Raw genomic sequence first — 19114 nt, 5'->3', positions numbered from 1 at the left:
AGGCCGAGTAGACACGAATTTGATGAAAGAAGTCTCTCCTCCCCTCATAAAATCCTTGAACGGCAAGTGTTTACCCAACATTGAATATATGCCTTGCGATCTTTCCGAGTGGCAATTGACGCTCGACCGCGCCGAGCTCGTTGGCAACGCGCGGCATGCCGTAGACGAGCGAGCTCTCCTCGTCCTGGCCGAGCGTCTGGGCCCCGGTCTTGCGCATTTCGAGGAGCCCCTGGGCGCCGTCCCGGCCCATACCCGTCAAAATCACGCCGCAGGAGGGGCCGCCGAAATTCCTGGCAATCGAGGTGAACAGGACGTCGACCGAGGGGCGGTGGCCCGAGACCGTCTCGCTTTCGACGAGCGCCACGGACGGCCGCGCTCCCGACTTGACGATCATGTGGCATTTGCCGCCGGGCGCCAGATAGACGTGTCCGGGGATGAGCGGCTCGCCGCCTTTCGCCTCGCTGACGCGGGCCCGGGAGACCCTGTCGAGGCGGGCGGCGAAGGAGCCGGTGAAGGCCGCCGGCAGATGCTGGACGATCACCGTCGGAGGACAGTCCGCCGGGAACTCGGAGAGGACCTGCATCAATGCCTCGACCCCGCCCGTCGACGAGCCGATGGCGACGAGATGCGGCAGCTGGACGCGACGGTCCCTGACCGGATCGGAGGCGGAATGGGCGTGCGTGACGCCGCCCTTGCGGCGCTTCGCCATCCCCGTCTTGGCTTTGGCCGCCTCCTTGATCAGTCCCGGCAGCTCGCTGAACATGGTCTCGCGGGCGCTCGGCTTGGCGATGCAGTCGAACGCCCCGATCTCCAGCGCCGCGAGCGTCGCAGCGGCACCGGGCGCCGTCAGGTTCGAAACCATGATCACCGGCGTCGGGCGCAGCGTCATGATCTTTTCCAGGAACTCGATGCCGTTCATGTTCGGCATCTCGACGTCGAGGGTGACGACGTCCGGATCGAGCTGCTTCATCTTGTCCCGGGCTTCGAACGGGTTCGCCGCCTCGCCCACGACGACGATGTCGGGATCGCGGCTCAAGGCGTGCCGGATCAGGGCCCGCATTGTGACCGAGTCGTCGACGACGAGAACGCTAGCTGCGCACATTTCCCAGATCTCTCCCTGATCCGGCGATCCTCGCGCGGATCTTCGGATGGCGGCACAATGCCTGAGCTTCCTCTTCGAGCAGTCGTCGCGCCGCGTGCGGCACGGGTCCCGGCTTGCGTGGGCCGTCGGCAGGTTCCCGCATGCCGTCACCGGATCTTGCGGTAGGACGTGTTGCCGTTGAATTCGACGGCCTGGAGGGCCGGTCCGGTGACCCGTTCGGAGTGGCCGATGAACAGCACGCCGTCCGGCAGAAGACGTTCGACGAACCGCTTCCAGACCCGTTCGCGGGTGGGCTGATCGAAATAGATCGTCACGTTCCGGCAGAAGATCGCGTCGAACATTCCGCGCATCGGCCATTCGCCGTTGAGGTTGAGTTCGCGGAAGGCGACGAGATCGCGCAGCGGATCGGCCACCTCGTAGAGCATTTCCGTCGCCGCGACGCCGCGGTTGCCGCCCTCGGCGACGCTCGGCCGGAACCACTTGCGGCGCAGATCGACGGGGATGCTCTCCAGGGCGCTCGCGCCATAGACCCCCGCCCGGCCGGTCGCGACGACATTGGGATCGATGTCGCTGGCGAGGATCCGCACGTCGTAGTCGGCCGCGTTCGGCATCAGCGACAGGATGGTCATGGCGATCGAATAGGGCTCGTGGCCGATCGAACAGCCGGCCGACCAGATCCTGACGCGGCCGCCGCGCTTGGCCTCGGCGAGGAGCGGCGGCAGCAGCGTGTCGCGCAACTGGTCGAAGTGATGCATCTCGCGGAAGAAATGCGTCACGTTGGTCGTCAGCGAAGCGAGCATCGTCATGCGCTCGTCGGACCCCGGCCCGGCCTGGACGAGGGCGCAATAGTCCTTGAAGCTTTCCAGCCCGAGGGCGCGCAAGCGCTTGGAAAGCCGCGAATAGACGAAGGTCGCCTTGGTGTCGGCGAGATAGATGCCGGCATCCTCGTAGAGCAGTTTCGCGATGGTCGCGAAGTCGCGCTCCGTCATCGGGAATTCGCCGTTGCCCAGCGTCGCGCCACCCGCGCCCGCTCGCTTCGAAACGTGCGTTATGGACTCACGCGTTGCCGTCACCGACCTGTACTCCTGGGTGGGCGCAGCCGTGTCGCTGCCCGTGTTCGTTCGCGGACGCCCCGCCCGGGACGCCGCACTCGCATCGTCTCAGGCCGCCGACTGGAACTGCGGCAGAACGTTGTCCGTCGCGATCAGCGAAATCATCCGGCCTTCGATCGCCATGACGCCCCTGACGAAGGTCTTGGCGAGATCGGAAGCGAGATCCGGCGTCGGCTGCAGCAGCTCGTCCGTGATGGTCAGTATATCCGACACCGCGTCGACCAGGAGGCCGAAAAGCTGCTGCTCGACCCTGACGACGATGATGACGCTGCGCGCCGTCGGCACGGTGCGCGGAAATCCCAGCCGCGCCGCCAGATCGACGATCGGCAGCACCGCGCCACGCAGGTTGATCACCCCGTTGACGTAGGACGGGGCGTGCGGCAGGGGCGTTGCCTGCGTCCATCCGCGGATTTCGCGGACCGACATGATGTCGACGCAGAATTCCTGCTCGCCGATGCAGAAGGCGATGAGCTCGCGCGCCGACCGCGGGTCGCTCCGGTTGTCGTTGAGAGGTGGCGAAACGGTCGTCATCCTTCTTACTCCGCTGCGTGCTTCATGCCACTGTTGAAGAAATTGCCCTCGACGCGCGACGTCGCCACCACGGCGTCGACGTCGAGGATGAGAGCCACGCGTCCGTCGCCGAGGATCGTCGCCGCGGCAATGCCCGGGACGCGGCCGTAATTGGCTTCGAGGCTCTTGATCACCACCTGGCGCTGGCCCTGGATGCCGTCGACGAGGAGCGCCGAACGCGCACCGTTCTCGGCCTCGACGAGAATGGCGACGCCGCCCGTGGCGCTCGCCAGTTCGTGCGAGTAGCCGAGCTCTCTCGCGACGTCGACGAGCGGCATGAAGGTGTCGCGGACCTGCACCAGCCTGGCGTCGCCGCCGAAGCTCTTCACCTCGCTCGCCTTCGGCTGCAGCGTCTCGATGATCGCCGTCAGCGGCACCACCACGGTCTGGTCGCCGACCGAGACGATCATGCCGTCGAGAACCGCCAGGGTAAGCGGCAGGCTCATGGTGAAGGTCGAGCCCTTGCCGGGCCGCGAAGCGATCGAAACGCGGCCGCCGAGCGCCTGGATCGAGCGCTTAACGACGTCCATGCCGACGCCGCGGCCGGAGAGCGAGGAGATCTTGTCCGCCGTCGAGAAGCCCGGCAGGAAGATCAGGTTGTCGGTCTCCTCGTCGGAGAGGTTCGCCTCGGCCGGGACGAGCCCCTTCTTGATGGCGATCTCCTTGACGCGCTTGCGGTTGATGCCCGCGCCGTCGTCGGAGATCTCGATCACGATGCGGCCCGAGCGGTGCATCGCCGCGACGCGGACGACGCCTTCCTCGGCCTTGCCCGCCGCCAGCCGGTCCTCGGGCTTTTCGAGGCCGTGGTCGATGGCGTTGCGGATCATGTGGGTGAGCGGATCGGCGAGCCGTTCGATGACGGTCTTGTCCACCTCGGTCCATTCGCCCTCGGTGACGAGACGCACCTGCTTGCCGGAGATGTCGGCGACCTCGCGGACGAGACGCGGCAGGCGCTGGAACACCGATTTCACCGGCTGCGCGCGGATCGCCATGACCGAGTCCTGGATCTCGCGGGTGAGCTGCTCCAGTTCGTCGAAACCGACGGCGACGTCGGAAGCCCTGGCGAGGCCGGCCTGGTAGGCCCGCTGGGACAGCATGACCTGGTGGATCACCAGCTCGCCGACGAGATCGATGAGGCGATCGACGCGCTCGAGGTCGACGCGGATGGTCTGCGCGGCGCCGCCGACGCCGGCACCGCCCTTGCCGTCACCGGCAGCGTCGGCCTTGGCCGCGGCGGGCGCGCTCGGGGCGGCCGGCTTGGCCGGCTGGGGCGCGGCCTTCGCCTGTTCGGGCTCGGGTTCCGGCTGGTTTGCCTTGGCCGCGACCGGCGCCTCTTCTTCGGCCTCGTCGGTCTTTGCGGGCGTCGGCTCGTCGTCCGGCGTCGCCCGGATGCGGGCGAGAATTTCCGCGATGTCCGGATCGTCGGCTTCGATGTCGCCGTCCGGCGCATCGTGGATGGCCTCGATCGAGAGATCGCAGTCGAATTCGACGAATTCGAAGACCTCGCGGACCTTCTCCTCCGGCTCGGCGGTCGACAGCTCGATCGTGAAGGTGAGGTAGGCCCCTTCCGGGTCGATCGCCGTCAGGTGCGGCACTTCGGAGGTGTTGCAGGAGACCTTCGCCTCGCCGAGGGCATAGACGTCGCGCAGCACCCGGTTGGCTTCGTTCGCCTTGGCGTACATGCGCGGCGACGGTTTGAAGACGATGCGGAACTTGTTGTCGCCACCGATGCCCATCAGGTCGCTGAGGTCGACCGCCACGGGCGTGAAGTCGATGTCGCCCATGCCGTCGTCATAGACAGGACCGTCGCTCGCGCCACCACCGGCGGCGGCCGTCGGTGCCGGCGGCTCTTCGCCCTTGGCGAGGGCGACCAGCCCCTTCAGCTCGTCGATCAGCCCCGCATTGCGTTCGGCGTCGGCCGTGCCGCCGTCGCGTGCCACGGTGACGAGATCGGCCAGGGCGTCGGCCGAGCGGAGCATGATCTTGACGACCTTCTCGGAGGAATCGAGACGGCCGGAACGCATCTCGTCGAGGGTCGTCTCGAAGACGTGGGCGAAATGGACCAGATCGTCGAGGCAGAACGCACCGGCCCCGCCCTTGATCGAGTGAACGGCGCGAAAGACGGCATTGACGGTATCGGAATCCGCCTCGCCGTTTTCGATCGCCAGAAGCCCCGCTTCGAGTTCCGCCAACTGCTCGGCGCATTCCTCGAAGAAGGTTTGCCGGATTTCGGCCATTGCGTCCATGGTCTATCTCTTTCCACCCTCGATCCGGCGCGTCGAAGCCGGCATGTTTTCCTCGAGCCCTGCGCCGTCCGACCGATCGTCGTCAGGCGGCGACGCGGTTGATCGCATCCACCAGCTTGGTCGGGTCGAACGGCTTGACGATCCAGCCGGTCGCCCCGGCGAGCCGGGCGCGCTGCTTCTTCTCCGCGTCGCTCTCCGTCGTCAGGACGAGGATCGGAATGGCGCGGCGGCTGGCGTCGGCGCGCACTTCCTCGATGAACTGGAAGCCGTCCTTGCGGGGCATGTTGATGTCGGTGATGATGACGTCCGGCTCGATCTCCATGCCTTCGAGCACTTCGATGCCGTGCTGGCCATCCTCGGCCTGGACGACCGTGAAACCGGACGACGCCAGCGTGACCTTCAACATCTCGCGCATGGTGCGCGAGTCGTCGATGGTGAGAATGGTGCGTTTCATTGGGCTACTTCCTTCTCGAGAATGGCCTGGGGCGTGAGGCCGAGGACCTGCAGGCCGGAGGTGAACGAATCGGATGGTTCGGCGATGCTGAAGGCCGCCATCTCGTCTTTCCAGGTGGCAGCGGCCGCGATGAGGATCTGCACGCACTGCGTGCCGAGGCGCTCCACCTTGGATGCGTCGAGGACGATGTTCTGCCCGCGCAGCGACATCAGCTTCTCGGCGAGCGGGGTCGCCGCCTTGAGGTCGAGCACCTCCGGCAGGGCGTAGACCGCGCCTTCGGCATTGCTCGTCTTGGTCGACTTACGGGCCATCAGAATTCCTCCCAGCTTTGAGCCGATGCGTCGGTGTCATGAGCCCGGGCGGCACCGCCGGTTCCCGTCGACCGCATCTGCGGCACGGCGCGCGGCGCGGCCTTGGCGGCCGGCTTGTGCGCTTTTGCGGCGGCCTGCGCCCTCGCGGGGGCTGCGCCGGCGCTCTTGCCGCCGGCCGTCTTGAAGCGCGCCACCGCCTGGGCGAGACCGTCGGTCTCGGTGGACAGGGTCTGGGCGGCCGCCGTCGACTGTTCGACCATCGCGGCGTTCTGCTGCGTCACCTTGTCCATCTGGTCGGCCGCACCCGACACTTCGCGCAGGCTGGTCGCCTGTTCGCGGGCCGATTCGGCGATTTTGGCGACGACTTCCGCCATGCCGGCGACCTCGGCGACGATCTCGTCGAGCGACTTGCCCGACGCCGAGACGAGGTCGACGCCCTTTTCCACCTGCTCGGACGAGGCGTTGATCAGTCCCTTGATCTCCTTGGCGGCTTCCGCCGAGCGCTGGGCCAGCGCCCGCACCTCCTGGGCGACGACGGCAAAGCCCTTGCCGGCCTCGCCTGCCCGCGCCGCCTCGACGCCGGCATTCAGGGCGAGAAGGTTGGTCTGGAAGGCGATCTCGTCGATCACGCCGATGATCTGCGAGATCTGCTGCGACGAGGACTCGATGCCGTTCATCGCCGAGACCGCCTCGGCGACGATCTCGCCGCCGCGCATCGCCTTCTGGCGGGCGGACTCGGCGCTCTTGCGCGCTTCGCTGGCTCCGTCGGCGGTCTGGTTGACCGCGCTCGACACCTGGCTCAGCGCCGCGACAGTCTCTTCGAGATTCGCCGCCTGCTGCTCGGTGCGCTGGGCGAGATCGTTGGACGCGACGGTGATCTCCGACAGGCCGGTGCGGATCGTCCCGACGGTGCCGATCACCCGGCCGATCGCGGCTTCGAGTTCCTCGACCGAGGCGTTGAACTTCGCCCGGATGGGCTCGAATTCCGGCGCGACATGACCGGTCATCCGAACCGTCAGGTCACCCGAGGACAACCGGTCGAAGCCGGCGTCGACGACGCCCATGAAGGCCCTGAGATCCTCCGCCTTGGCGTGTTCCAGATCGGCCTGACGCTGCTTGGCATCGGCTTCCGAGACACGGGCCGCCTCGGCTTCCTTCTCCAGCCGGTCGCGGGCGAGCGCCTGTTCCTTGAAGACCTGAACGGCACCGGCCATCTGGCCGATCTCGTCGCCGCGGCCGGTGGCAGGAACCTCGACCGACTTGTCGCCCGAGGCGAGCCGGCGCATGGCCGCCGTCATGGCATTGATCGGATGAGAGATCGAACGGGCGAGCGGAACGGCACAGGCGATCAGGACGACGAAGAGGACGCCCGACCAGAGCAGGGTCTTGTAGACCTCGTTCATGAACTGCGTCTGGAGATCGTCGACATACAGCCCCGCCGCGACGGTCCAGTCCCAGGGCGCGAAGAGCTGCGCATAGGACAGCTTCTGCGCCAGGTCGTCCGAGCCCTTGAGGCGGGGACGATAATACGGCGTGAAGCCACCGCCCTTGTGGGCGTTCTCGACCATTTCGCGGTTGTAGAAACGCCCCGTCGGATCCTTGGCAGTAAAGGCGTCGGTGCCCATCAGCTTCGGGTCGGGATGCATGACGCGCTTGCCGTCGCCATCCATCATGAACAGATAGTCGTTCTCGCCGAAACGGATCGGAAGGGCCGCCTCGCGGGCCCTGTCCTGGGCCTGCTGCAGGGAAATTTCACCCTTCTCCACCCGCGCCTGGAAGCCGGCAAGCATGGAGATCGCGCTCTCGACCTGGGAGACGATCAGCGCCTGGCGATCCTTCCATATCGTCTGGTGCAGCGAGTAGAGCTGCAGCGACATTGCAAGAGCGCTCACGAGAGCCGCCACGCCGATCAACGCCCACAATTTTCTGGTAATCGAGAAATTCATCGAACTCTGCCCTAACAGCTGCCTCACTCGGCAAATTCATCCACCGCTACATGCGGTCCGACGGCGCTCCGCGCGTCCTTGACGAGGACGACGCACTCCATCGCGCCGATGCTCCATCGGATCGAAGCGCCGACGACCATCGCGATCCGGGTCGGCGCTGCGAGCGATTGCGTCAGCTCGGGAAGATGATCGTTCGTCCTCGGTTTCCCTCGACCGTCTCGTGCTTCGACCGCTCGGAACCCGTGACTGTCGACGCCAAACTAGCGGCAAGCTCCTAATCAATTCTTTATCGCGACCCCGGATGCCTGAAGATGGATTGGGCTCGCATGGGCAACCTGCAAGAACATCACGATCACTTACGTAATACTCGAAAGTCTATCCTGCCTGGCCCACACCGCCGCGCAGTCCGAGCGGAGCCGGTCCGGGCGGCCGTTCGCAATGCGCCGATCGACTGAAAGCCGTCCGGCCTGTGCGAGCCTTGCCCGCCCACTTGTGACCGGCAGAAGAATGATGGACAAACGCTGCCTGCAGCGCGAGGAAGGACGGCGGAGACGATGACCGACACGAGAACCGAGCGACCGACCGTCATCGTTTTCGGCTCGGTGAACGTCGATCTCGTCTGCCGGGTCCCGGCGATCGCCCGGCCGGGCGAGACAGTGCTGTCGGCACGCTACGAGCAGCTCAATGGCGGCAAGGGGGCGAACCAGGCGGTCGCCGCCCGGCGCTCCTCCGCCCTTCCCGTCGCCTTTGCCGGCGCCGTCGGAGACGACGACCTGGGGCGCGGCGCACGCCGGAGCCTCGACGAGGAGGGCATCGACACGGCCGATCTCGCAACCGCTGGCGAGCGCACCGGCTGCGCCTTCATCGCCATCGACGAGGCGGGCGAGAACGCCATTACCGTCGCGAGCGGCGCCAATCTCGAAGCGGACGCCTCGGGCATCGATCCCTCGCGGTTCCACGAGGCGGCGGTTCTCGTCCTGCAAATGGAGATCCCGCGCGGCGAAAATCTGGCGGCGGCAAAGCGGATGCGTGCAGCGGGCGGGCGCGTCGTCGTCAATCTCGCACCGGTACCGACAAATCTTCGGCAAGACGAACTCGCGGAAATTCTTGCCGCGAGCACCGTACTGGTCGTCAACGAAACCGAACTTGCTTCGGCGGCAATGATCTCGCAGGTCGTCGGCGAGGCTTCTGCTGCCATGGCCGATCGACTGGCGCGGCGTTTCGCCATCACCGTCATCGCCACGCTCGGCGCTGGCGGCGTCCTGATCGCCGACGGCGGCGGCAAGACGACGCATGTCGCGGCACTGCCGGTCGACGTCGTCGACACCACCGGGGCCGGCGACACCTTCGTCGGCGTCTTCGCAAGCGGCCTCGCCGAGGGACTGTCGATCGCCGATGCGGCGCGACGTGCCGCCGTCGGCGCGTCGCTCGCCTGCCGCAAGGTCGGCGCGCAGACGGCCATGCCCTCCGTCGCCGAGATCGATGCGGCGCTGGCGGGCGCATGAGCCTTCCCGCCGTCGCCCATCTGCGGCTGCGCCTCAGCCAGGACTGCAGCATCGGGCCGGGCAAGGCGCGGCTGCTCGAAACCATCGCCGAGACGGGCTCGATCGCCGCCGCCGGCCGTAGGCTGAAGATGAGCTACAAGCGGGCCTGGAGCCTGGTCGAGGAGATGAACCGCGGCTTCCGCGAACCGCTCGTCGCCTCCGCCCGGGGCGGCAGCAGCGGCGGCGGCGCCTGTCTCACGCCGGCCGGAGAAACCGTGCTCGCGAGCTACCGGCGGGTGGAGAGTCGCGCCGAGGCCGCCGTGGCGGGCGAGATCGCGGCGCTGCGGGCCCTCGTGGCAGCGCCGGAGGCAGGCATCGAGGCCGGCTCCGACCTCCCCCTCCCCCGCAACGACGGCAAAAACTGAATGCGCCCCACTTGACCGGCGGACCGAAGCGATATGTTCTGCAAAACATATCGGAGATCTGCCATGAACCGTTCCTTCCCGCTGCTCGCCTTCGCCTTCGCCCTCGCATTTGCAGCGAGCGCCGGCCACGCCGCCGCCGAAACGACGGTCGTGGCCGTCGCCGCCAACTTCACCGAGCCCGCCAAGGAAATCGCCGCGGCCTTCGCCGAGAAGACCGGCGACACGGCGGAACTCAGCTTCGGATCGACCGGCTCGCTCTACGCCCAGATCGGCCAGGGCGCGCCCTACGAAGTGCTGCTTGCGGCCGACGACGAGCGGCCCCGCCGCGCGGTGACGGAAGGTCTCGGGGTGGAAGGCAGCGCCTTCACCTATGCGGTCGGAACGCTGGTTCTCTACAGCGCCGATCCGGACCTCGTCACCGGCCCCGGGACGCTGACGGGCGGCAGCTTCGACAAGATCGCCATCGCCAATCCGAAGACGGCGCCCTACGGGGCGGCGGCGGTCGAGACCATGCGGAAGCTCGGCGTCTACGACGATCTCGCGAGCAGGATCGTCCAGGGCAACAGCATCGCCCAGACCTTCCAGTTCGTCGCGACGGGCAATGCCGAACTCGGCTTCGTCGCCCTGTCGCAGATCGCCACGACCAAGGGCGGCTCCCGCTGGGTCGTGCCGGCCGAGGACCACGCGCCGATCCGCCAGGATGCGGTCCTTCTGAACACCGGCGCATCCAATCCGGCCGCCAAGGCGTTTCTCGACTTCCTCAAGAGCCCGGAGGCGGCGAAGATCATCGAGAAATACGGCTACGCGACCGGTGGATGAGGCGGCCCCGATGATCGACACGGGCGACGTCTTCTCGGCGCTGACGCTGACCCTCGAGCTCGCCACCGTCACGACCCTGGTGCTGCTCGTCCTCGGAACGCCGCTCGCCTGGTGGCTCGCCCGCTCCCGCTCCCTCGTCTCCGACATGGTCGGAACCCTGGTCGCCCTGCCGCTGGTCATGCCGCCGACGGTGCTCGGCTTCTACCTGCTGATCGCGCTCGGCCCCTCCGGGCTCGGTGGCCTGTTCGGGCTGCGGTCCCTCGCCTTTTCCTTTCCCGGCCTGGTGATCGGCTCCGTCGTCTATTCCCTTCCCTTCGTCGTCCAGCCGATCCGCAACGCCTTCGAGGCGGTCGGCGATCGCCCGCTCGAAGTCGCGGCGACGCTGCGGGCCTCGCCGCTCGATCGCTTCTTCACCGTCGCCGTTCCGCTCGCCCGCGCCGGCTTTCTCACCGGCACCGTGCTCGGCTTCGCCCATACCGTCGGCGAATTCGGGGTCGTCCTGATGATCGGCGGCAACATCCCCGGCGAGACCCGGGTCCTGTCCATCGCGATCTTCGACTATGTCGAACAGCTTCGCTTCGCCGACGCCCATCTCGTCGCCGGCGGCATGCTGGTCTTCTCCTTCCTGGTCATCCTGGCGATGTCGCGGATCGGCCGCCGGATCGGCGAGGTTCGCCCATGACGGCCGAAAGCGTTTCGAGCGGCGCGGCGCCGGGCGGCCTCGACGTCGCGCTCGCCGGCCGGCGCGGCGACTTCGCCATCGATGCCGCCTTCACGGCGCCCGCCCGCGGCGTCACCGCGCTGTTCGGCCCGTCCGGCTCCGGCAAGACCTCGATCCTCCGGGCGATCGCCGGGCTCACTCGCCTCGACGGCCGCGTCCGCGTCGCCGGCGAGACCTGGCAGGAGGGCGCGCGCTTCCTGCCGCCCCACCGCCGCGCCCTCGGCTACGTCTTCCAGGAGGCGAGCCTGTTTTCGCATCTGTCGGTCGACGGCAATCTCGCCTACGGCGCGCGGCGCAGCCCCGGCGGCGTCGACGCCGCCATGCGCCGCGAGGTGATCGACCTCCTGTCCCTCGACAGGCTGATGTCCCGCGCCGTCGCCGATCTGTCCGGCGGCGAGCGACAGCGCGTCGCGATCGGCCGCGCGATCCTGTCGCGGCCGCGGCTCCTTTTGATGGACGAGCCGCTGTCGGGCCTCGACCACCGGGCGAAGGACGAGATCCTCCCCTTCATCGAGCGGCTGGCAGCCGGCCTCGACCTGCCGATCCTCTATGTCAGCCACGATCTCGCCGAGATCGAGCGCCTGGCCGACCGGATCGTCGTCGTCGCGGACGGCAAGGTCCGAGCGAGCGGCCCGCTCAACGCGGCCCTGACCGACCTCGGTCTCGGCTTCGTGCGCGATCCGCGCGCCGCGGCGGTCCTGCCGGCGCGGGTCGTCGCCTTTTCGCAGGAGGACGGGCTCGCCGAACTCGATCTCGGCGGCCAGAGGGTCTTCGTCGACGGCAGCGGGCCGGAGGAGATCGGGCTCGAACGGCGGCTCAGGATCGTCGCCAGCGACGTCAGCCTCGCCCGCGCTCCCCTCGCCAGTTCGACCATCCTCAACATCCTCGGCGTCGAGATCCTCGCCATCGAGCCGGGAGGACGCGCCGACCTCGCCATCCTTCTCGCCCTCGACGGGGCGCCGGATCTGACCTTCATGGCCAAGGTCACCCGCCGGTCGGCGGCCCGGCTGTCCCTCGCCCCCGGCGACCGGCTGCACGCCCAGATCAAGTCGGTGTCGCTCGCCACCTCCGCGATGCCGCGGTCACGCTGAGGTCAACGGACTTTGCCGTTCCGGCAATTGCCGCTATGCCGGACGAGACGCGCGGATGGAGGAATCCCCATGTCGAGTCTCGCCCCAAGCCACGTCGCCGACGCCGCCCGCTATCGGCCGGCAGCGCGCGTGCTGCACTGGCTCGTCGCGCTCCTCGTCCTCGTCGTCTGGCCGGTCGGTTTCGTCATCCACTTCGTCAAGGACGAGGCGAAGACGGGCTTTTACGTCGTGCACGAATCCTTCGGCTTCCTGATCCTGTGGCTGATGCTCGCTCGGCTCGCGGTGCGGCTGGTCTTTCCGCCGCCGCCGGAAGTGGAGATGCCGCTCCTGCAGAGACGCGTCGCCGTTCTCGTCCATTGGCTGCTCTATGCGGCGCTCGTCCTGCAGCCGATCTTCGGCTTCCTTTCGACTAACGCCTTCGGCTTTCCGCTCGACTGGTTCGGCCTCGTCACAGTCTGGAGCCCGATCGGCAAATCCGATCTCGCGCCGAGCCTGATGAGCGTCCACGTCTTTCTCGGCTGGTCGATCCTCGTCCTCTTCTGCCTGCATTTCGCCGGCGTCCTGCATCACCACGTCATCCGCCGCGACGCCACCTTGCACCGCATGCTCTGAGGCGAACGGGTCAGCCGTCGACGGGACCTGGAAGCGCCAGGAGATCGAGATGGCCGACCATCGCGCGGGTCTCGCCGGCGCTTTCGAGCCGAAACGTCCGCCAGCCGGCGAGTTCCGCCGGGTCGAGGACGCCGAGTTCGCCGACCGCCTCGGCCATGCCGTCGACATGCCGAACCGCGAGGCCCCCGTCCTCCGGTCCGAGCCGCCAGGGGCTCTCGGCAAGGTCCACCTCGTAGCCCTCTGCCCGCATGACCTTCGCCAGCATCCGCGCGGCGGCCGGGCCGAGCGCGGGGCCATCGCCGAGCCCTTTCGGCCGCAGCTGATGGCGGTTGAACCCGGCAACGACGATGCCGTCGAGCGGATGAGCCGGCTCGAACGTCGTCGAGCCGTCATAGCTGAGGCTGGCATAGAGCGCGGCCCGCGCCTTCGCGACGTCGCCCGCAAGCGCCGAGACGAAGTCCGGCGCGGCAAGGTCGAACAGGGCCGACGCCGTGACCAGCCGGGCGTCGTCGATCGGGATCGCCGCAACGTCGGACAGGTCGACGCGGCAGGTTTCGGCATCGACACCGAACTCCGCCGCCCGCTTTGCCGCAAGGTCGAGAAGCGCCGGATCGTCGTCGACCAGGCGCCAGCGGGCGTTGCAGCCCGTGGCGCGCAGGACGGGGCGCATCGCCGCGAGCGTCGAGCCGGCGCCGCAGCCGAGATCGACGACGACGGGCGCCATGTCCGCCCTGGCGAGCCATTCGGCGGCCTTTCGCATCAGTCCGGCATCGCGGGCGCGCAGATCGGCCGGCTCCCGCAAGGCGAGCCAGGACGGCTCGAAGCCGCTCATCGGCGATCGTCCAGCCGCGACAGCGCAGCAGCGACGATCCGCGCCGTCTCGTCCCAGCCGGGCAGCGCCCGCCCCGCCGCGTACGCCGCCTCTGCGGCACCGGCGCGCGCGTTCCCGTCGACGAGCAGCGCGCGAAGCGCGGCGGCGAGGCCCTCGGCATCGCCCGGCTCGAAGCGCCGACCGGCAGCCTCCGGAATGAAGTCCTGCGGCGCGCCCGCCGCGCAGAAGACCACCGGCAGGCCATGGGCCAGGGCCTCGGCGAAGACCATGCCGTAGCCCTCGTAGCGACTGGCGAGAACGAAGAGATCGGCCTTCGGATATTCGGCGGCGACATCGGCCATGGCGCCGACGAGTTCGATCCGACCCGAAAGGCCGAGGGTTTCGATCTGCCGGCGCAAGGCCTCGGCGGTGTCCGGATCGGCGCTCATGCTGCCGACGATCCGGCATCGCCAGGCAAGATCGGCGATCCCGGCGAGGGCGGCGACCAGCGTCGCATGGTCCTTGCGGGGAATGAGCGTGCCGATCGACAGGATCGTCGGCGGCGCCTCGCCGCGTCCACCGGCCGGCAGGGGCGGCGACGGCTTGTCCGTGCCCGGCAGGGCGACCGTCAGCCGCTCGGCCGGCACGGCGAAGGAAGCGCTCACGGTCTCGGCCGTCGCCGGGCTCGTCACGACGACCGCCCGGGCCGCGAGAAGCGCATGTCGCTCGCTCGCATCCAGCGCCTCGCGCGTCGACCGGTCGAGGCCGGTTTCGAGGAACAGCGGATGGTGGACGAGCGCGGCGAGCCGGAGTCGTGATGCGTGCCGGTCGGCGATGTCCGGCATGGCCCCGAAGGCGAGGCCGTCGACGAGGACGAGGTCCCCATCCGTCAGCGCGGCGAACGCCGCCTCAGCGTCCGCGCGTTCGGCGCGGCTCGGTCGGGGAAACCCGTCCGGCAGGCGAAGATGCTCGACCTCCCAGCCGAGCCGCCGCAATTCGCCGATCAGGCGGCGGTCGTAGCCGTAGCCGCCGCTCGGCGTCGAAAGATCGCCGGGGATCGCGAAGACCAGCCGGCGCAGGCTCACAATGCGCCCTCGTACCAGCCGCGTGCGACGTGGGATTCCTCCAGGCTGACCTTCAGGCGGCAGATGCGCCCGCCGCCTTTTCCCAGCGCGCCTGCCGCGATGCGCTCGGCCAGCCGGTCGAACAGATACCGGGCGAGGAACTCCGTCGTGGTGATCTTGCCGCGAAACACCTCGAGCTCGTCGAGATTCTGGTAGTTCAACGGTTCGAGAACCGCCTTCAGGACCGAACTCGCCAGACCGATGTCGACCGCGAGGCCGTCCTCGTCGAGTTCCTCGGCGAAGAACGCCGCGTCGACGACGAAGGTCGCGCCGTGGATCTTCTGCGCCGGGCCGAAGACCGGCCGCGGCAGGCTGTGGGCGACCATCATGTGGTCGCGGACCTCGACGGCGTACATCGTCGCATTCCTCTCACGTCGCTCTTCGTCAGTCGTAGCGGACCCGATGGCAGAGGGTCGCCGGATCCTGAAGGATGGCGACATAGCGCGCGGCCAAGTCGACGAAAGCCGTCTCGCCCGAGAACAACGCGTCGAGCCGCGGATCGGCGAGCAGGCGCAGCGCCGTTTCGAGCCGCCGCCGGTTGCTCCAGCGCCCGGCCCGGCTCGCCGGCACGCTGCCGACCTGCGAGGCGACGAGCGACAGGCGCCGGCTGTGAAAGGCGCCGCCCAGCGGGACCGTCGGCGCGCTCTCGCCATACCAGCTCGCCTCGACGATCCGCGCCTCGAAGCCGGCCGCCTCGATGGCGCTGGCAAGCCCCGCCTCGCTCGCCGAGGCGTGCACGACCACGTCGCATTCCGCCGGCGCGCCGCCGGGCGTCGCAAAGCCTATGCCGAGGCGCTCGGCAACGTCCGCCCGCCCGGCATTGACGTCGACGATCGTCGTCTGCGTCCCGGGGATTGCCCCCGCGAGATAGGCCACCAGAAGCCCGACGACGCCGGCGCCGATCACCGCGACCTTGTCGCCCGGCATAATCCCGGCATCCCAGACGACGTTGAGCGCGGTTTCCATGTTGGCGGCAAGCACCGCGCGGCTGGCCGGCACGTTCTGGGGCACCGGCACCGCCGCCTCCCCCGGAACGACGAACCGGTCCTGATGCGGATGCAGGCAGAACACCCACTCGCCGTTCCGCGCCGCATCCCCGGCAACGATCCGCCCCACCGTCGCGTAGCCGTATTTCACCGGAAAGGGGAACGCCCCCTCCTGGAACGGCGCACGCATCCGCTCCCATTCGCTCTCCGGCACGGCGCCGGCGGCGACGAGCGACTCCGTCCCCCGGCTGATCGCGCCGAAAGCGGACGCAACCGCCACCTCTTTCGACCCAGGCCGCAGAGACGCCTCGCTGCGCCGGTCGGCGCGGTTTTCTCCAACGATCCAAAGCGCCTTCGCCTCGACGCCGTTCTCCTCCTCCGCCAAGCCGCTGGCCCTTTCACGATGGCAACATCTCTTTCGGCCCCGGTCGCAATCGTCGCCGAAAACGCCCGCCGGGCTCACGTCGACACCGGCCGGAGGTCGGGCCGGGCACACTCTCAGCCGGCGAACACAGCGCTCCGGTACCTGCCCTCCTCCATTCAGCCTTCAAGACCCGCATCGGTCCGTCGATCCTGGCACGGCGGGAAGAAATCGGCAAGCACATTTTGTTCCTCGAAAGTTCTTGTTTTATCCTGAATGCTGTGATGAGATGCATTTTCATTCATGACAACCGCTGGACGTCGATGGATCAATCGCGAACGGAGGCAGGCCCATGGTATCGCGCGTCAAGACGGTCGCCTTCCACGGCATCGAGGCGGTGCCGGTCGACGTCCAGGTGATGGTGGCGCCGGGCAAGGTCGGGATCCAGATCGTCGGCCTGCCGGACAAGGCCGTGGCCGAAAGCCGCGAGCGGGTGCAGGCGGCCCTGCACGCCTCCGGCCTGTCGATGCCGCCCAAGAAGGTGACGGTCAATCTCGCGCCGGCCGACCTTCCGAAGGAGGGAAGCCACTACGACCTGCCGATCGCCCTCGGCCTGATGGTGGCGCTCGGTGCGGTGCCTTCCGACACGCTGGCCGGCTACTGCGTTCTCGGCGAACTCTCGCTCGATGGAATGATCACGCCGGTCGCCGGCGTGCTGCCGGCGGCGATGCGCGCCAATGCTCTCGAAATGGGGCTGATCTGCCCGTCCGAATGCGGGCCCGAGGCGGCCTGGGCGAGCGCCGACATGCCGATCGTCGCGGCCCGCAGCCTGATCCAGATCGCCAACCACTTCCGCGGAACCCAGGTGATCGCCCGTCCCGAGCCGGCGATCCGCTCGGGGCCGGCGAATCTGCCGGACTTGGCCGAGATCAAGGGGCAGATCGTCGCCAAGCGGGCGCTGGAGATCGCCGCGGCCGGCGGCCACAACCTCCTGATGGTAGGCCCTCCAGGGTCGGGCAAGTCGATGCTCGCCCAGCGGCTGCCCTCGATCCTGCCGCCGCTCGCGCCGCGCGAACTCCTGGAAGTGTCGATGATCGCCTCGATCGCCGGCGAACTCAGCGGCGGCAAGCTCTCCGACCGGCGGCCGTTCCGCAGTCCGCACCACTCGGCCTCGATGGCGGCGATGGTGGGCGGCGGCTTGCGGGCAAGGCCCGGCGAGGTCTCGCTCGCCCATCGCGGCGTTCTGTTTCTCGATGAACTGCCCGAATTCTCGCCGATCGTGCTCGATTCCCTGCGCCAGCCGCTGGAAGGCGGCGAAAGCGTCATCGCCCGCGCCAATCACCGTGTCACCTATCCCGCGAAATTCCAGCTGATCGCGGCGATGAATCCCTGCCGCTGCGGCATGGCGGGGGAGCCGGGCTACCGTTGTCCCCGCGGCGCGCGCTGCGCCGGCGAATACCAGTCGCGCATTTCTGGTCCGCTGCTCGACCGGATCGATCTGAGGGTGGAAGTTCCGGCGGTAACGGCGTCCGATCTGATCAGGCCGGCTCCGGCCGAGCCGTCATCGGCGGTGCTCGCCCGCGTCGTCGCGGCCCGCCTTCGTCAGACGGAGCGGTTTTCCGCCCTCGGCCTGCCGGCCGAAACGCTCAACGCACACTGTTCGGCCAGCATGATCGAGGACGTCGCCTCGGTCGACCGGCCCGGCACACAACTCCTGCACGACGCGGCCGAGCAGATGAAGTTCTCCGCAAGAGCCTATCACCGCATTCTCAAGGTCGCGCGCACCCTTGCCGATCTCGATCAGGCGGGCAGCGTCCAGCGCGTCCATCTCGCCGAGGCGATCTCATACCGGGTCGCGGGCGAACGGCTCGCCGCGGCCGCCTGAACCGGCCGGAGGGACGGAAGTGCCGACGCATCCGAATGCCGAATGGAACGCAATGGTCGGCGCCGGGCCGCAGGCCCGGCGACACTCGCGAGGGGGATCGAAGAGCATTGCCGACGTTGCATTTGACTGCGCCGGCCAGGTCTACGCCCCCATGGCAAGCCGCGTCGATGGTTCGGCGCCGAACTGGGGATCGCGGGCGCCCGCGTCAGACGAGGTCCCGGCGCATGGTCGCCATGCCGTTGGAGCGGCCGAGTTCCTCATATCCGGCCGCCTGATAGACGGCGAGGGCCGGCTCGTTGTCGAGTTCGACCTTGAGGGTGACCGACATCGCGCCGAGCTCCTTCGCCGCCTCTTCCGCATGGGCCGCCAACTGCTTGCCCGCGCCACCGCGGGCCGCTTCCTCGACGAAGACGTAGACGAGATGGCGCACCTCCGGGCCGATGCCGATCCGAAGCGCGAAGAAGCCGACGTCGCGACCGGCCGCGTCGACCAGATAGAAGGACTGGTCGTCCGGCTCGTTCAGCCATTTCTCCTGCCATTCCAGGGGATCGAACGGATGCTTGGCGCTCGGATTGACGAGCGCGAGATCGGCCTCGTCGGCGAGAAGCCGTGCGAGCGGGCTGAGATCGAAGGGAACGTTGGGGCGAATCGAAAGGTCGGACAAAGCGGATTTCCCATGAGGCTGCGGCAAAAGGCCTTATGGTCGCCCTGTCTCGCATGGCCGGGCGACGGTCATCAACCGCCCGGCCGCGCGGCGTCACCGAAAAAGCGAATTGTCGACCGTCTCGGCCTGTTTCGCCCATTTGCCGCCGGGATCGTCGACCGGCTTGGAGGCGCAGGCGGAGGCGAGGACGAGAAGCGCACAGGCGGCGGCGAGTGGAAGGCAGCGGGTCAAGGCGGCAGATTCCCAGGCTGGAGGGGAGGCAGCGCCTCCCGGCGGAGAGCGCCGGGCATCCCCACCATCCAACTCCGGCGGAACGGTGGCCGCAACCGCTTGCCGCGACTCGAAAAGGTCGGAGGATCGCGCGAACAGACAGTGACCTCACCGATCTTC

20 protein-coding genes are annotated in these 19114 nt (G+C 68.3%); 7 read left to right on the top strand and 13 right to left on the bottom strand.

Annotation, left to right across the window (positions count from 1 at the left end; all coding sequences use genetic code 11):
• Window positions 1-70 precede the first annotated feature (70 nt).
• The 7 genes from LZD57_RS05345 to LZD57_RS05315 form a co-directional block, all read right to left on the bottom strand.
• Entirely contained in the window at window positions 71-1102 is a 1032-nt protein-coding gene (locus LZD57_RS05345) for a protein-glutamate methylesterase/protein-glutamine glutaminase (protein WP_233718255.1), read from the bottom strand.
• 146 nt (window positions 1103-1248) lie between these two features.
• Window positions 1249-2091, bottom strand: coding sequence for a CheR family methyltransferase (locus tag LZD57_RS05340; protein WP_233718253.1), 843 nt, complete (start codon window positions 2089-2091; stop codon window positions 1249-1251).
• 171 nt (window positions 2092-2262) lie between these two features.
• Window positions 2263-2745, bottom strand: coding sequence for a chemotaxis protein CheW (locus tag LZD57_RS05335; RefSeq protein WP_233718251.1), 483 nt, complete (start codon window positions 2743-2745; stop codon window positions 2263-2265).
• Between the two features lie 5 nt (window positions 2746-2750).
• Window positions 2751-5030, bottom strand: a complete 2280-nt coding sequence (locus LZD57_RS05330; RefSeq protein ID WP_233718250.1) for a chemotaxis protein CheA — start codon at window positions 5028-5030, stop codon at window positions 2751-2753.
• A gap of 82 nt (window positions 5031-5112) precedes the next feature.
• Complete coding sequence (locus LZD57_RS05325) at window positions 5113-5484, bottom strand: response regulator (RefSeq protein ID WP_163463994.1); 372 nt, start codon at window positions 5482-5484, stop codon at window positions 5113-5115.
• On the bottom strand, window positions 5481-5795 hold the full coding sequence (locus tag LZD57_RS05320) for an STAS domain-containing protein (RefSeq protein ID WP_233718249.1): 315 nt from the start codon (window positions 5793-5795) through the stop codon (window positions 5481-5483). The genes LZD57_RS05325 and LZD57_RS05320 overlap by 4 nt, the downstream gene beginning before the upstream one ends.
• Window positions 5795-7687 (bottom strand): methyl-accepting chemotaxis protein, encoded by a 1893-nt coding sequence (locus tag LZD57_RS05315; RefSeq protein WP_233718248.1) that lies wholly within the window; start codon window positions 7685-7687, stop codon window positions 5795-5797. Before LZD57_RS05315 ends, LZD57_RS05320 begins: the two co-directional genes overlap by 1 nt.
• A gap of 608 nt (window positions 7688-8295) precedes the next feature.
• On the opposite strand from LZD57_RS05315, the gene LZD57_RS05310 reads away from it, so the two are divergent.
• The 6 genes from LZD57_RS05310 to LZD57_RS05285 all read left to right on the top strand — a co-directional run bounded on the left by LZD57_RS05310 (window position 8296) and on the right by LZD57_RS05285 (window position 12893).
• On the top strand, window positions 8296-9246 hold the full coding sequence (locus LZD57_RS05310) for a ribokinase (protein WP_233718246.1): 951 nt from the start codon (window positions 8296-8298) through the stop codon (window positions 9244-9246).
• Window positions 9243-9650, top strand: a complete 408-nt coding sequence (locus LZD57_RS05305; RefSeq protein WP_233718244.1) for a winged helix-turn-helix domain-containing protein — start codon at window positions 9243-9245, stop codon at window positions 9648-9650. The genes LZD57_RS05310 and LZD57_RS05305 overlap by 4 nt, the downstream gene beginning before the upstream one ends.
• Before the next feature lie 63 nt (window positions 9651-9713).
• On the top strand, window positions 9714-10469 hold the full coding sequence (gene modA / locus LZD57_RS05300) for a molybdate ABC transporter substrate-binding protein (protein ID WP_233718242.1): 756 nt from the start codon (window positions 9714-9716) through the stop codon (window positions 10467-10469).
• A 10-nt stretch (window positions 10470-10479) separates the two neighbouring features.
• A complete protein-coding gene (gene modB, locus LZD57_RS05295; protein ID WP_233718240.1) occupies window positions 10480-11151 on the top strand; it encodes a molybdate ABC transporter permease subunit in 672 nt (223 codons plus the stop codon).
• Window positions 11148-12281, top strand: coding sequence for a molybdenum ABC transporter ATP-binding protein (gene modC, locus LZD57_RS05290; RefSeq protein ID WP_233718234.1), 1134 nt, complete (start codon window positions 11148-11150; stop codon window positions 12279-12281). Before modB ends, modC begins: the two co-directional genes overlap by 4 nt.
• A 69-nt stretch (window positions 12282-12350) precedes the next feature.
• Window positions 12351-12893, top strand: a complete 543-nt coding sequence (locus LZD57_RS05285; protein WP_233718233.1) for a cytochrome b — start codon at window positions 12351-12353, stop codon at window positions 12891-12893.
• A gap of 10 nt (window positions 12894-12903) precedes the next feature.
• Here LZD57_RS05285 and LZD57_RS05280 read toward each other — a convergent pair whose 3' ends face one another.
• From LZD57_RS05280 to LZD57_RS05265, 4 genes are read right to left on the bottom strand one after another with little or no spacing between them, the layout of a single operon-like run.
• Window positions 12904-13725 (bottom strand): class I SAM-dependent methyltransferase, encoded by an 822-nt coding sequence (locus tag LZD57_RS05280; protein WP_233718232.1) that lies wholly within the window; start codon window positions 13723-13725, stop codon window positions 12904-12906.
• Window positions 13722-14789 carry a glycosyltransferase gene (locus tag LZD57_RS05275; protein WP_338034680.1) on the bottom strand — a complete coding sequence of 356 codons (1068 nt, stop codon included), beginning with the start codon at window positions 14787-14789 and terminating at the stop codon, window positions 13722-13724. The genes LZD57_RS05280 and LZD57_RS05275 overlap by 4 nt, the downstream gene beginning before the upstream one ends.
• Window positions 14786-15184 carry a 6-pyruvoyl trahydropterin synthase family protein gene (locus LZD57_RS05270; RefSeq protein WP_233718230.1) on the bottom strand — a complete coding sequence of 133 codons (399 nt, stop codon included), beginning with the start codon at window positions 15182-15184 and terminating at the stop codon, window positions 14786-14788. Before LZD57_RS05270 ends, LZD57_RS05275 begins: the two co-directional genes overlap by 4 nt.
• Window positions 15185-15212: 28 nt before the next feature.
• Complete coding sequence (locus LZD57_RS05265) at window positions 15213-16094, bottom strand: zinc-dependent alcohol dehydrogenase (protein ID WP_233718228.1); 882 nt, start codon at window positions 16092-16094, stop codon at window positions 15213-15215.
• 433 nt (window positions 16095-16527) lie between these two features.
• Between LZD57_RS05265 and LZD57_RS05260 the strand changes: the two genes are divergently transcribed.
• On the top strand, window positions 16528-18060 hold the full coding sequence (locus LZD57_RS05260) for a YifB family Mg chelatase-like AAA ATPase (RefSeq protein WP_233718226.1): 1533 nt from the start codon (window positions 16528-16530) through the stop codon (window positions 18058-18060).
• A 205-nt stretch (window positions 18061-18265) separates the two neighbouring features.
• Here LZD57_RS05260 and LZD57_RS05255 read toward each other — a convergent pair whose 3' ends face one another.
• Together LZD57_RS05255 and LZD57_RS05250 are read right to left on the bottom strand one after the other, a co-directional pair.
• The gene (locus LZD57_RS05255; protein WP_233718225.1) at window positions 18266-18724 is read right to left on the bottom strand and encodes a GNAT family N-acetyltransferase; all 459 of its coding nucleotides are present in this window, start codon (window positions 18722-18724) and stop codon (window positions 18266-18268) included.
• Between the two features lie 93 nt (window positions 18725-18817).
• Window positions 18818-18955, bottom strand: a complete 138-nt coding sequence (locus LZD57_RS05250) for a hypothetical protein (RefSeq protein WP_233718224.1) — start codon at window positions 18953-18955, stop codon at window positions 18818-18820.
• Window positions 18956-19114 lie beyond the last annotated feature (159 nt).

The sequence above is a fragment of the Jiella avicenniae genome, assembly GCF_021390325.1.
Taxonomy (GTDB): domain Bacteria; phylum Pseudomonadota; class Alphaproteobacteria; order Rhizobiales; family Rhizobiaceae; genus Jiella; species Jiella avicenniae.
Note: the sequence above shows the minus strand (reverse complement) of the source record. Positions and strands in the feature narration are given on the sequence as shown.

What these genes read in the sequence shown, in the direction of transcription:
- LZD57_RS05270 (WP_233718230.1), bottom strand. Translation starts at nt 15,184, where the DNA reads ATGTACGCCGTCGAGGTCCGCGACCACATGATGGTCGCCCACAGCCTG.
- LZD57_RS05320 (WP_233718249.1), bottom strand. Translation starts at nt 5,795, where the DNA reads ATGGCCCGTAAGTCGACCAAGACGAGCAATGCCGAAGGCGCGGTCTAC.
- LZD57_RS05305 (WP_233718244.1), top strand. Translation starts at nt 9,243, where the DNA reads ATGAGCCTTCCCGCCGTCGCCCATCTGCGGCTGCGCCTCAGCCAGGAC.
- LZD57_RS05340 (WP_233718253.1), bottom strand. Translation starts at nt 2,091, where the DNA reads ATGACGGAGCGCGACTTCGCGACCATCGCGAAACTGCTCTACGAGGAT.
- LZD57_RS05330 (WP_233718250.1), bottom strand. Translation starts at nt 5,030, where the DNA reads ATGGACGCAATGGCCGAAATCCGGCAAACCTTCTTCGAGGAATGCGCC.
- LZD57_RS05325 (WP_163463994.1), bottom strand. Translation starts at nt 5,484, where the DNA reads ATGAAACGCACCATTCTCACCATCGACGACTCGCGCACCATGCGCGAG.
- LZD57_RS05310 (WP_233718246.1), top strand. Translation starts at nt 8,296, where the DNA reads ATGACCGACACGAGAACCGAGCGACCGACCGTCATCGTTTTCGGCTCG.
- modA (WP_233718242.1), top strand. Translation starts at nt 9,714, where the DNA reads ATGAACCGTTCCTTCCCGCTGCTCGCCTTCGCCTTCGCCCTCGCATTT.
- LZD57_RS05260 (WP_233718226.1), top strand. Translation starts at nt 16,528, where the DNA reads ATGGTATCGCGCGTCAAGACGGTCGCCTTCCACGGCATCGAGGCGGTG.
- modB (WP_233718240.1), top strand. Translation starts at nt 10,480, where the DNA reads ATGATCGACACGGGCGACGTCTTCTCGGCGCTGACGCTGACCCTCGAG.
- LZD57_RS05280 (WP_233718232.1), bottom strand. Translation starts at nt 13,725, where the DNA reads ATGAGCGGCTTCGAGCCGTCCTGGCTCGCCTTGCGGGAGCCGGCCGAT.
- LZD57_RS05345 (WP_233718255.1), bottom strand. Translation starts at nt 1,102, where the DNA reads ATGTGCGCAGCTAGCGTTCTCGTCGTCGACGACTCGGTCACAATGCGG.
- LZD57_RS05285 (WP_233718233.1), top strand. Translation starts at nt 12,351, where the DNA reads ATGTCGAGTCTCGCCCCAAGCCACGTCGCCGACGCCGCCCGCTATCGG.
- LZD57_RS05335 (WP_233718251.1), bottom strand. Translation starts at nt 2,745, where the DNA reads ATGACGACCGTTTCGCCACCTCTCAACGACAACCGGAGCGACCCGCGG.
- modC (WP_233718234.1), top strand. Translation starts at nt 11,148, where the DNA reads ATGACGGCCGAAAGCGTTTCGAGCGGCGCGGCGCCGGGCGGCCTCGAC.